This window comes from Terriglobia bacterium, from assembly GCA_020072785.1.
Lineage (GTDB): Bacteria > Acidobacteriota > Terriglobia > Acidiferrales > UBA7541 > Acidiferrum.
In genome coordinates this window covers 235,222-247,194 of record JAIQGG010000001.1, presented here as the reverse complement: position 1 = coordinate 247,194, position 11,973 = coordinate 235,222, and the positions used below count along the sequence as shown (strand labels likewise).

General features: G+C 65.0%; 11 protein-coding genes. 8 read left to right on the top strand and 3 right to left on the bottom strand.

Features of this window, described 5'->3' with window-relative positions; translation table 11 throughout:
* Positions 1-3: 3 nt before the first annotated feature.
* Positions 4-477, bottom strand: a complete 474-nt coding sequence (locus tag LAN61_01040) for a DinB family protein (GenBank protein ID MBZ5539082.1) — start codon at positions 475-477, stop codon at positions 4-6.
* A 195-nt stretch (positions 478-672) separates the two neighbouring features.
* Between LAN61_01040 and LAN61_01035 the strand changes: the two genes are divergently transcribed.
* Together LAN61_01035 and LAN61_01030 are read left to right on the top strand one after the other, a co-directional pair.
* On the top strand, positions 673-1,563 hold the full coding sequence (locus tag LAN61_01035) for a hypothetical protein (GenBank protein ID MBZ5539081.1): 891 nt from the start codon (positions 673-675) through the stop codon (positions 1,561-1,563).
* Entirely contained in the window at positions 1,560-2,009 is a 450-nt protein-coding gene (locus LAN61_01030; protein ID MBZ5539080.1) for a cytochrome c, read from the top strand. Before LAN61_01035 ends, LAN61_01030 begins: the two co-directional genes overlap by 4 nt.
* On the opposite strand, the gene LAN61_01025 is transcribed toward LAN61_01030, so the two are convergent.
* Together LAN61_01025 and LAN61_01020 are read right to left on the bottom strand one after the other, a co-directional pair.
* Complete coding sequence (locus tag LAN61_01025) at positions 1,990-2,943, bottom strand: S1/P1 nuclease (protein MBZ5539079.1); 954 nt, start codon at positions 2,941-2,943, stop codon at positions 1,990-1,992. The genes LAN61_01030 and LAN61_01025 overlap by 20 nt on opposite strands.
* An 88-nt stretch (positions 2,944-3,031) precedes the next feature.
* The gene (locus LAN61_01020) at positions 3,032-4,069 is read right to left on the bottom strand and encodes an AI-2E family transporter (protein MBZ5539078.1); all 1,038 of its coding nucleotides are present in this window, start codon (positions 4,067-4,069) and stop codon (positions 3,032-3,034) included.
* Between the two features lie 253 nt (positions 4,070-4,322).
* Between LAN61_01020 and glmM the strand changes: the two genes are divergently transcribed.
* The 6 genes from glmM (at position 4,323) to thiD (ending at position 11,896) form a co-directional block, all read left to right on the top strand.
* Positions 4,323-5,666 (top strand): phosphoglucosamine mutase, encoded by a 1,344-nt coding sequence (glmM, locus tag LAN61_01015; GenBank protein ID MBZ5539077.1) that lies wholly within the window; start codon positions 4,323-4,325, stop codon positions 5,664-5,666.
* Between the two features lie 78 nt (positions 5,667-5,744).
* Complete coding sequence (locus LAN61_01010; GenBank protein ID MBZ5539076.1) at positions 5,745-6,626, top strand: energy transducer TonB; 882 nt, start codon at positions 5,745-5,747, stop codon at positions 6,624-6,626.
* A gap of 802 nt (positions 6,627-7,428) precedes the next feature.
* Positions 7,429-8,706, top strand: coding sequence for a serine--tRNA ligase (serS, locus tag LAN61_01005; protein ID MBZ5539075.1), 1,278 nt, complete (start codon positions 7,429-7,431; stop codon positions 8,704-8,706).
* Positions 8,707-9,006: 300 nt separating this feature from the next.
* Positions 9,007-9,303: a hypothetical protein gene (locus LAN61_01000; protein MBZ5539074.1), complete on the top strand. Its 297-nt coding sequence runs from the start codon at positions 9,007-9,009 to the stop codon at positions 9,301-9,303.
* A gap of 40 nt (positions 9,304-9,343) precedes the next feature.
* A complete protein-coding gene (locus LAN61_00995; GenBank protein ID MBZ5539073.1) occupies positions 9,344-10,666 on the top strand; it encodes a Glu/Leu/Phe/Val dehydrogenase in 1,323 nt (440 codons plus the stop codon).
* A gap of 351 nt (positions 10,667-11,017) precedes the next feature.
* Entirely contained in the window at positions 11,018-11,896 is an 879-nt protein-coding gene (gene thiD, locus LAN61_00990) for a bifunctional hydroxymethylpyrimidine kinase/phosphomethylpyrimidine kinase (GenBank protein MBZ5539072.1), read from the top strand.
* Positions 11,897-11,973 lie beyond the last annotated feature (77 nt).

The window sequence follows — 11,973 nt, the reverse complement described above, 5'->3', positions numbered from 1 at the left end:
GGATCAGGCGGCCCTTTTCCGGCGCTGTTGCAGGCGGCGCAGGAGACGAATCTGTCCGGCATGGTAGATGTCGTGGAAGGCGATGCCGAGGATCTGGCGGGTGAAGCGGGAGGCGCGGGCGGTGCGCAGCGCGCGGACCACCACGGCACGCAGGGCGCGGTGTTCTTTTTCCAGCAATTCCCGATCGGCCCGCCAGGCGGCTTCGGTGCAGCGGCCCCGCTCCGGGCGGGGGAAAAAGTTGCTGCCTGCCAGCGCGAACGAGCCGCGCTGGCCGCCCTCGATCCTGCGGCGCAGGGCGTATTTCCAGTAGGCGGCGTGCAGGGCCTCTTCCCAGATGTTGTGGCGAGCGGGAGCGGGACGCCAGGCGGCCTGCTGCACGGTGACGCCGCGCAGAGACTGCTTGAGGTTGGGGCCATGCCAGGCGCGCTTTTCATAGGCTTCGTCGAGGAGCTGGAGCAGAAGCGAATCGTTGTTCATGGCGCACCATCCGTATGGCGTCGCGCGCCAAGGAAAAAAGCGGCGCGGCCCGTCTTCTTCGTGCCAGCGAAGAGAGACACAGGATGGGGCCGAGAGGAGGGGAAAGGCAAGGGGGGGTACTTGAAAATGAGTTGCAAATAGAAAGGAGGGTGCGCTAGAGTCTTTCCAGTTGCAAACCATTTGCAAAGAGAGCCTATGCCTACTTATTTCTCCGCTTTTTTCCGGGCACTTCCTGCCCTCGTCCTCCTGCTCCTGCTCGGACCTGCGCTCTCCGCGCAGGAACGCCCCTATTTCGTCGCTTACGATCACTATCTGGAAGAGCCGGGGAACCTGGAAGTGGCGGTCAATTCGACTTTCGGCAAGCAGCGCGCGGGCAACGATTTCGTCTCCTACTGGGGGGAACTGGAATACGGGGTGACCGGGTGGTGGACCACGGAGCTGTATCTCGACGGGCAGAGCACCTTCCGGGACAGCACGATCTTCACCGGGGTCCGCTGGGAGAACCGCTTCCGCCCGCTGCGGCGGGAACACTGGATCAATCCGCTGCTGTACGTAGAGTTCGAAAACGTGAACGGCGCGGACAAGATCCTGAAGGAGGTCGTGGGGCATGACGGCGCGGCCGACCAGGCGGAAAGCAACAGCGTGCTGCGGCAGGAACGCGAGCGGGAATTCGAACTCAAGCTGATCCTTTCCAGCAATTGGAAGGGCTGGAACCTCTCCGAGAACGTGCTGGCGGTAAAAAACATCAACAACTCGCCGTGGGAGTTCGGCTACGCCCTGGGGGTCAGCCGGCCGCTGACACTGAAGGCCTCGGCGCAGCGGTGCACGCTGTGCCGGGAGAATTTCGTCGCGGGGGTGGAGATGTACGGAGGGCTGGGCGACCGCCACAGCTTCGGCCTGGGGGACACGGCGCACTACCTGGCGCCGGTGGTGGCGTGGAATCTGCCCAGCGGGATGACGCTGCGCGTTTCGCCGGGTTTTGGATTGAACGGGAACGGCCAGCGGTTTCTGCTGCGCTGGAGCGTTTCGCGGGAGTTTGCGGGGTTCGGTGCGGCGATGCGGCGGATGCTGGGAGGGCGGCGATGAAGAGCGCGGGAATCGCGCTGGGGATTTGGCTGCTTTTCCTGGGCCCCGCTCTGGCGCAGAAGGAAAAGGAAAAGAGCGGCGGAGAGGCGAAGAAAGAATCTTCCTATGCGGAACTGGCGCAGGCGCCGGAAAAGGCGCGCAACCGCAGAAACCCGCTGGAGCGCGACGCCGAAGCGCCCGCCGCGGGAAGGAAATTATTCGAGCGGCATTGCGCGGAATGTCACGGGGAAGACGCGGCGGGAAGTCCGAAAGCGCCGAGCTTGCGCGCCCAAGCGGTGCAGAAGGCGGCGCCCGGCGCGCTGTTCTGGGTGCTGACCAACGGCGTGGTACGCCGCGGAATGCCGGTGTGGTCGAAGCTGCCGGAGGCGCAGCGCTGGCAGCTGGTGAGCTATGTGCAATCGCTGGGGACGGCGGCGAACGCCAGCCCTACTTCGCCGCCTCGTTGAGAATCATTGCCAGGCGGATGCCGGCCTGCGCCAGGCTCTCCTCCACCACGGCTGCGGCTTGGTTCTGATAGGTCGGCCCGGCGACGATGTGCTTGTGGAGCATCCGCGCGCCGATATTGTGGTTGTCGGCACAGGTGTTGACGGCGACGTTAGGCTCCACGGCGATCTTCTTGGCCAGCGCGCCGTAGGCGGTTTCCTCGGCGTGCTGGTGACCTTCCCAGGCCCAGTCCTCGAGGTGCATCCTGGCCTGCTGCCAATTCGGAATCTTGCTGGCAAAGCTGGCTTCCAGGGAATCGGCGATCTCCGCGGGATCCGCGCCGGCGGCTTGGCGCTCCAGAATTTCCGTGTCCCAGAGGTGATGCAGATTGGGCTCATAGGATGAGCCGTTCAGGTGCGGGATCCTGTGAAAATAGCGGATGGGGACGCAGTTTCCACCGCGATCGCCATTGGTCGTGGTGTGCAGCGGCTGATGGAGGTCGCCGACAAAATGGATGAGAAAGCGCAGCGCCTCGGCGCGCTGCGCGGAAGCGGCCGTCTTGTCCTTGAGGATGGCGAGCTGCTGTTCGATGGCCTGGGTCACGCAGCCCGCGGCGCCGCAGAACGGAGTCAGCGCGCCGCGGGGCGCGCCGCGGGGAATGTCCAGGAAGTGCCAAGGGGCGGTTTCCGGGTGGAGAGTGCGCACGTCGTCGGCCCAGGTAGCGGCGTCGGCAAAGTCGTCCGCCGCTTCGCCGCCGCAGAAGCGCTTGAGCTTGGGGTCCACTGGATTGTTTTGCAGCAGCGCGACGAACATCTGCTTCGCCGCCGGGGTCAGGTGCTTCTCCGCCAGCAGGGCGACGGTCTGATGGCCTTTGCAACCCCAGGCCTGCGCCACCGGGGAGAAAAACAGCGCCGCCGCTGCGGCCAAAACCAGGATGAGCAATCCATGACGCTTCATAGGACCTCTCTGCAGTGCGGACTTGACGGGAAGGCGGAGGCCGGCTGTCAAGGGGGCAGGCGCGGCGCCGCGCGGTCCGGCAAAAGGTTCAGGCGCTGAGCCAGCGGCCGATGGGCTTCCACGATTCGGTGTGGTCGCAGATGACGCGCAGCGTGGCGGTGATGGGAATGGCCAGCACCAGACCCATGGCGCCCCACACCCAGCCCCAGAAAAGGAGCGCAACGGTGATGGCCACGGCGTTGAGGCGCACGCGGCGGCCAACCAGCTCCGGCGCGAGAAGGTTGATGGCCAGAACGTGGAAGGTGGTGAGCACGCCGGCGATCAGCAAAAAGGGTGCGACCGAGTGCCACTTGGCCAGGCCGATGACCATCGGAGGCACCCAGGCGAGGACGGCGCCGAGATAGGGCACCATGTTGAAGATGCCGGAGACGATGCCGGCGAGGAGCGGGTAGTCCAGGCCCATCATCCAGAAGAAGAGCGAGCTGACGGCGACGACCACCAGGGTCACCACGGTCATGCCGGCGAGGTAGCTGCGCAGCACCTCGCGGAGATCCTCGAGGGTTTCCTTTACCTGGGTGCGGCGGGAAAGCGGGAAGAGCTGGAGGGTGCCGTGCCAGACCTCGCGCTTGGCGGCGAGCATGAAAAAGACGAGAAAGGGCACAAAGGTGGCTTCGAGAAAGAGGGCGTAGAGCGAATTGGCGCCGCGCAACAAGAGCGTGTGCACGATTCCGGGCCCCTGCGCCACGGCGGGAGCCGCCCGCGGCGGAGCCGGGGCCTCGGAGATTTCCGAGACACCGCCTTCGAGGCGCTCGATGCGGCTGTCAATGGCGCGGGCGGCCTGCCTGAGGACGCCGCTGTAGCGCGGCCAGTTGTCGGCGAAATCGGCGGCGCGCAGCCAGATGGCGTAGCCGGCGCCGAAGAGGACGGCGATGAGAACCAGCACCATGAGCAGCGCGCCCAGGGTGCGCGGCAGGCGCAGGCGTTCGAGCATCTCGACGGCCGGATCGAGAAAGTAGGCGAGGAGCACGGAAAGCAGGACGGTGATGACCACGCCCGCGGCGTAATAGCAGAAGAGCAGGATGATGGCCCCCGCCATGACGCGCTGGCTGAAGGTGGATCCCGCCAAACGGACAATATCCGGACGTGGACTGCTCGCAGACAAGAACACTCCTCTGCGAATCAAAATAGCACAAAGCGCAGGACACGGAGAGTGCGGAGGCGCGTGCAGTTTCGATAACGGGAACACCGGCGCATGCGCAGGGCATTGCCAGGCGCGGAACAGGAGCGGGGGGCGCGGACTCCGCGCGGAGGGCTGTGCTAGACTGCGTTTTGCGCGTGATTTTGCGTCGTGCGGTGCAGGCTTTCGCCGCGATGGACTCATGGCCAAACAACTCTTCGGTACCGACGGAATTCGCGGCATCCCCGGAACACCGCCGCTGGACGACGCCACGCTCTACGCCACCGGCCGCGCGCTGGGCGCTTCCCTGCGCCAGGACCACGATACGCCGCGCGTCCTCCTGGGCATGGATACGCGGGAATCCGGGCCGCACATCGCGGCCGTGCTGGCCGCGGGGCTGGCGGAAGCCGGAGCCACGACCGCGTTCGCGGGAGTGATCACGACGCCGGGTGTGGCCTGCCTGGTGCGCCAGGAAGATTTCCGCGCCGGCGTGGTGATCTCCGCGTCGCACAATCCCTACCACGACAACGGCGTAAAGCTGTTCTCGCACGCAGGCATGAAATTTCCGGATGCGTTCGAGGAGGAGCTGGAGGGGGAGATTCTGCGCCTGCGCGGCGCGGCGGCGCCCGCGAATCCGCCGCAGCTGGCGGCCGACGAAACGCTGGATGCGGACTACCTGAAATTTCTCCGCGGCTGCGCGCTGCCGGGGGCCAAGCTGGCGGGGCTGCGGGTGGTACTGGATGGCGCGCACGGCGCGGCCTACCGGCTGGGGCCGGAGCTGTTCCGAGCGCTGGGCGCGGAGGTGGTGACGATGAATGTGGCGCCGGACGGGCGCAACATCAACGCGGGCTGCGGGTCGCTGCATCTGGAGGGCTTGCAGCAGCGCGTGGTGGCGGAGCGCGCGGCGCTGGGCATGGCTTTTGACGGGGATGCGGACCGCGCGCTGTTTGTCACCGCGGGGGGGCAGGTGGTGAACGGCGACGGCGTGCTGCTGGCGGCGGCGCGCTACCTGAAGGCGCAGGGGCGGCTGAAGGGCCCGCGCGTCGTGGGCACCTCGATGACCAACCTGGGCCTGGAGCGCGTGCTGGCGGCGGAGGGCATCGCGCTGGCGCGCACGGACGTGGGCGACCGCTACGTGCTGGAAGAGATGCTGCGCAGCGGGAGCGTGCTGGGCGGGGAGCAGTCCGGGCACGTGATCTTTCTGGAGGATTCGCCGGCGGGCGACGGCCTGCTGACGGCGGTGAAGATGGCTTCGCTGGTGGCGCTGCACGGCCCGCTGGAGGCGCTGGTGGCGGGGCTGAAGGAGTATCCGCAGAAGATCGTGAACGTGAAGGTGCGCACGAAGCCGCCGCTGGAGTCGCTGCCGGAAGTGGCGCGGGCGCTGGACGAAGCGCAGAAAGCCCTGGGAGAAAACGGGCGCATCGTGCTGCGCTACTCGGGCACGGAACCGCTGGCCCGGGTGATGGTCGAAGCGGAACACGAAGCGGACGTGAAGCGCTACAGCGAGCGGGTGGCCGCGGCGCTGCGCGCGGCCATCGGGGCCTGAGCCGCACTTTTTGCTTGCCTGCAGTGTCTTTCTGCATAACATAGCGGGGTGTTAAACAGTTTCCTCACTAAGAGAAGTGTGTTTCTGCTGCTGGGCGTGCTGCTCGCGGCGTCGTGCGTGGAATTGCGCGCGCAAGCGGCCGCGGCGAGCGCTCCGGCAGCCACCGCAGCGTTGCCCAGCTATCCGGACAACGCGGGGGGACTGGAAAAACTGGTGAAGGATATTTTCCGCGCCGCCAAGGACGGAGACGCCGCGCAGTACGGCGCGCTGGTGAGCAGCCTGGCGCAGCCGGTACCGGAAGAATGGTATCGAGAGACGTTTGGCGAGGACGGCGGGCCGATGTTCCAGGAGTATCAGCAAGGCCGGCTGCGGCTGGAGGGGGATCTCAGCGGGATGTTTCGCAAGATGGGGGAGAAGAAAGCCACGTCCGTGGTGGCACGGAAGCACGAAGCTTCCTGCGACGACGACGCAGGAGAGCTCATCTATCCGGTGATGGTGATGCGCCAGAAGGCGGTGCCGCTGTATGAGCTGCGATTTTTCAAGGGGGAACGGTTTTATCGCATGTGGGCCATCGTTTACGTGGAAGGCGGGTTCCGCTTTGCCGGGAACCTGCATCCCCCGGAATCGTTTTCTGACACACGAAAGAAGGTTTCGAGCGAAACTGAGGAAAAGCGGATTCGCATGGGCGGAAATGCAACAGCGGCGAAGATCCTGCAGCGCATCCAGCCGCTGTACCCCGAGAAAGCGCGGCGGGAACGCCTGCAGGGCACGGTGAAGCTCTTCGCCATCATCGGCAAGGACGGGTCCATCCACATGTTACGTGTGGCAACGGGCTACTGTTCTCTAGCCCAGGAGGCGATGCGGGCAGTGCGGCAGTGGCGCTATTCGCCAACGCTCCTCGAAGGCCAGCCGGTGGAAGTGGAAACGACAATTGATGTGATTTTTTCGCTCAATTACTAGAGGTAAGCAGGGCCCATGGGTGCTCCTCCGGACGCAGCTTTTCCGACAGTTCTGGCTGCTCGGTGTTCCGCCGAGGAGGACAGTCAAGGTTTTCCTTCCGCCTTGCGGAGCTGTTTCTCCCAAAGAATGGAGCCAGATGAGAGAAGTCTGTGAGAATTTGTATATTGGAAGTGCCTAGGGCCAGAAAATAGCGCCTGAGAAATCCTTATGCCGTGCATATTCAGTGAGTTGCGTTTTCCCAGTGTTCCCCGTGATAGTGGCATGCGGCTTGCACTTCTTTAGCGACAACTAACATAAGATTGGCTTCCCGGGGTGGCCGCATCCGACCTCGACTGGATCGCGGTTCTGGGGACCAAGAGCTAAAAAGGGGGCCCGCACCGGCCCCCTTTTTCATTTCCCGGGGCTTTTGCGGTCCCGGCGCCTGCCTGCCTGATTCCTCATCTCGGACCAAGAAGGCTGGACCATCGAACGGAGGTAGTGCGCGAAGGTGGCCAGGGTGTGGGGCCAAGAAAAGAGCGGCCGGTGGGGGTGCCGGCCGCTCGGGGCGTGGGGTGATGGAGGGTATCCTGATTCATGACCGGCGCCGGCGCGCCCTTGCGGGCTCGCTCAGCTTCCGATCACGAGATGATTCTGCTTGAGGGCCCTTGCGCGGGCTATAGTCCCGGTGGTTCATTCGCGGGAGTACTTTTGAGTAGTACCTTGGTCCCTGTGGACATTTTCCGCGCCCAGCTCCCCCCGCGGTCGAAGCAGGTTTCGCCCGGCGCTACAACGGCCAAGCGCTTTGCGGTATTCTCCTAGGACCATGCATGATCTGAGTTATTTCCGGGAACATCTGGACCTGTACGCGGAGATGGCGAAGCGCCGCGGGATCACGCTGGACCTCGAAGGGTTCCGGGGACTGGACCGCGAGCGGCGCGAGCTGATCACCGCGACGGAGCAGCTGAAGGCGCAGCGCAACAAGGCCAGCGAAGAGATTGCGCGGTTGAAGAAGGACAAGCAGAACGCGGACGCGCGGATCGCGGAGATGAAGGTGGTCTCCGAGCGCATCAAGCAGGCGGACGAGCGGATCACCAATCTGGACGCCACGCAACGCGAGCTGCTGCTGACGATACCCAACGTGCCGCACAGCTCGGTGCCGGCGGGAACGAGCGCGGCGGACAACCAGGAAGTGCGGCGCTGGGGCAGCGCGCCGAAGTTCGATTTCTCGCCGCGGCCGCACTGGGAAGTGGGCGAGCGCGCGGGGATTCTGGACCTGCCGGCGGCGACGAAGATGACCGGGGCGCGCTTTGCGGTATACAAGGGCTGGGGAGCGCGGCTGGAGCGGGCGCTGGCTAATTTCTTCCTGGACGTGCATACGCGGGAGCACGGCTACACGGAGATCCTGCCGCCGTTTGTGGTGAATACGGCGTCGCTGATGGCCGCGGGGCAACTGCCGAAGTTTGCCGCGGAACTCTTCAAGCTGCAGGATACCGATTACTGGCTGACGCCGACTTCGGAAGTGGAGCTGCACAACCTATACCGCGACGAGACCCTGCCCGAGGAGCAACTGCCCATCCGCGTGACCGCCTGGACGTCCTGCTTCCGCTCGGAAGCCGGCGCGGCGGGCAAGGACACCCGCGGGATCCTGCGGCAGCACCAGTTCCAGAAGGTGGAGCTGTTCAAGTTCACGCAGCCGGAGAAAAGCTACGAGGAACACGAAGCGCTGGTGCGCAACGCGGAGACGATTCTGCAGAAGCTGGGGCTGCACTACCGCACCGTGCTGCTGTGCTCCGGGGACATGGGGTTTGCCTCGGCCAAGACCTACGACATCGAAGTGTGGTTGCCGTCGAGCAGGGAATTCCGCGAGATTTCGTCGTGCTCGAACTGCGAGGCGTTCCAGGCGCGGCGCGCGGGCATCCGCTACAAGCCCAAGGGCGGCGGAAAAAGCGAGTTCGTGCACACGCTGAACGGCTCGGGGCTGGCCGTGGGACGCACGTGGATCGCGGTGGTGGAAAACTACCAGCAGGCCGACGGGTCCATCGTGATTCCGGAGGTCTTACGCCCGTATATGGGGATTGAACGGATTCCGGCGGTGATTTAGAGCCCTTAGGCGGAGGCGACGTACGGGCCAGCGTATTTCTTGCATAACCCATTTATAATGTGATTGTTAGGATCTGAAAAGAGGCCTAAAAAGGTCCCTCTAGCGTACCCTTTCCGTCGCGCAACCTATTGAATTTGCACGTTTTCGTTTGACACTCCTTTTTCCCGTTGCATACACTTCGCTCACCGCTGCCGGCGGGGCAACTAGCCGCAGGTTGACCGCTTTGCGGTCACACTTGCAATTGACCGCTTCGCGGTTACAGAGAGTAATGAACCGGCCGCGGGGGCGAACGACATTCCCATGAACTTCCTTGCGCGTGTGATGCGGTTCTTGTTCTGGTTGCTGGTAGTGTCCTGGAGCGTGGCGCTGTTGCGCCGCGCCGTGGCCTGGCTGCTGCGGGGAGCCACACCACGCGCCGGGGCCAATCGCGGACGGGGCGAGGTCGCAAGGCGGTTGCAGCGCGATCCGCTCTGCGGGACCCACGTTTCGGAAGAGATCGCATTCCCGCTGCGCGCAGGGGGGAACACGCTGTATTTCTGCTCGGAAAAGTGCCGGCAGGAGTATGCCAGTTCCCAGCGCTACGCGGCGAATGGTTAGACGGCGGACGAACGCCGGATAAAGGAAAGGAACGACACTGATGGCCACGGTTCCCAAGTCCACAGCCCCGTTGCGCCCCGCGGGGATCGCACCGATCGTGCCACGCATCGCCCCGCGCGAAGAGTTGAATCCATTCCGCATCGCGCAGATTCAGTTCGACATGGCCGCGGAGTTTCTGAAGCTGGATCCCAGCCTGCGCCAGATCCTGCGCACGCCGAAGCGCGTGCTGGAAGTGTCCGTGCCGACGAAGATGGACAACGGGCAGGTGAAAGTGCTGACGGGCTACCGGGTGCAGCACAATGTGGCGCGGGGGCCGGGCAAGGGCGGCATCCGCTACCACCCCAACGTGACGCTGGACGAAGTGAAGGCGCTGGCGGCGTGGATGACGTGGAAGACGGCGGCGGTGAACGTGCCGTTCGGGGGCGCCAAGGGCGGAGTGATCTGCGACCCCAAGCGCATGTCCAAGAGCGAACTGGAGCGCATGACGCGGCGCTACGCCAGCGAGATTTTTCCAATCATCGGGCCGGATCAGGATATTCCTGCGCCGGACATGTACACGGACGCGCAGACCATGGCGTGGATCATGGATACCTATGCCATGACCGTGGGGCATGCGGCGCCGGGCGTGGTGACCGGCAAGCCGCTATCGGTGGGAGGCTCGGCGGGGCGCACCGATGCAACGGCGCGCGGGCTGCTGTGCGTGGTGGAAGAGGCCTGCAAGCTGAAGAAGATCCCGCTGCGCGGGGCCAGCGTAGCGATTCAGGGCTTCGGGAACGTGGGATCGGCGGCGGCGCGGCTGTTCGCGGAGAAGAAGGCGCGCATCGTGGCCATCAGCGACACGCGCGGCGGGGTGGCCAATCCGCGCGGGATCGACCCCCTGAAGGCCATCCGCTACAAGGAACGCTCGGGAACGGTGGTGGGCATGCCCGGAGCTTCGCGCATCTCCAATGACGATCTGCTGACGCTGAAGTGCGACATCCTGGTGCCGGCGGCGCTGGAAGGGGTGCTGACGCTGCACAACGCCGACCAGGTGAAAGCGCGCATCGTGGCCGAAGCGGCCAACGGGCCGACCACGCCGCACGCCGACGAAGTGCTGGTGCGGCGCGGGATCACCGTCCTGCCGGATATCCTGGCCAACGCCGGCGGGGTGGCGGTGAGCTACTTCGAGTGGGTGCAGAACCAGCAGGGGCTGATCTGGGACGCGGAGGAAGTGGACGCGCGGCTGCAGAAGACCATGACGCGGGCATTCACGGAAATGGTGGAGACGATGCGCAAGCATCACGTGCCGCCGCGCGCCGGAGCCATGATCCTGGCGGTGGGACGCGTGGCGGAGGCCACGCTGGTGCGCGGGCTGTTCCCGTGAGCGGCTGAGCGCGTATCGGGATCTGGAAAGACGCCGCCTTCCGGGCGGCGTTTTTGTTTTTGTGCAGCCGCCGGCAGGCCTGTGCGGGGAAAAGCCGCCGGCAGGACGCCTCGGAATTTCGCGGAGGACCAGCCGGAGCTGCGCAGAGGAGTCCGAGGATGATTTGGGAGAACGCAGGAGCTGAATTCTTCTTCACTTTTTTGTTGCGTTGAAGAAAAGAGTGCGCGTACATTCGCGAGTGCCGGTGCGTTCCGCGCGCGGAGCGTGTCCGGCACTTTTCGCTTGGCGGGGCGAGGGCGGGAAGAAGAGAACAGGAACACTCTTGCTGCACGAGGGACGACCGACAAGACGATGAGCAACCCAACGAATGCCGCGCCACCGATACTGCTGAGCATCGCCGGGTTTGATCCGAGCTGCGGGGCGGGGACAGCGGCGGACCTGAAGACGTTCGCGGCGCACGGGTGTTACGGGGTGGCGGCGATCACCGCGCTGACGGTGCAGAACACGCAGACCGTGGAGGACGTGCACAACACGCCGGCGGCGACGCTGCGCGCGCAGCTGGAGGTGCTCGCCAAGGACGTGGAGATCGCCGCGGTGAAGATCGGAATGCTGGGCAACCGCGGGAACGCCGTGGTGGTGGGGGAGTTTCTGGATGCGCACAATTTCGCGCACGTGGTGCTGGACCCGCTGATGAAGTCCTCGACGGGGACGGAACTGCTGGACGCGGGCGGGGTCAAGTACATCGCGACGGAGCTGATGAAGCGGGCCAGCGTGGTGACGCCGAACGTGGCGGAGGCGGAGATCCTGACGGGGCTGGCGATCAAGGAGCTTGCGGACATGGAAGCGGCGGCGCGCAAGATCGTGGAGATGGGAGCGCGCGCGGTGATCATCAAGGGCGGGCACATGGAGCGTCCGGTGGACGTGCTGTTCGACGGCAACGAGGTGGTGACGCTGGGCAGCGACCGGGTGAGGATCGAGAACACGCACGGGACGGGCTGCACGTTCGCTTCGGCGCTGGCCGCGCAACTGGCGGCGGGGCGGCCGCTCTCGGAAGCGGCGATGCTGGCGAAGGCCTACGTCACCAAAGCGATCGAGAAGAGCTACGCGGTGGGCAAGGGGCGCCTGCCGCTGGACCATTTCTACCGGCTGAAGATCGAGCCGCCCGCGCGCGGGTTGCACGAAGTGCCGCAGCACGGGATCCATCCCGCCGCCGAACCCGCCGCGCACTAAGAAAGTTGACCGCTTCGCGATCACGCATACAGAAGATTAGCCACAGAGGCACGGAGACACTGAGAAAAGAGAAAGAT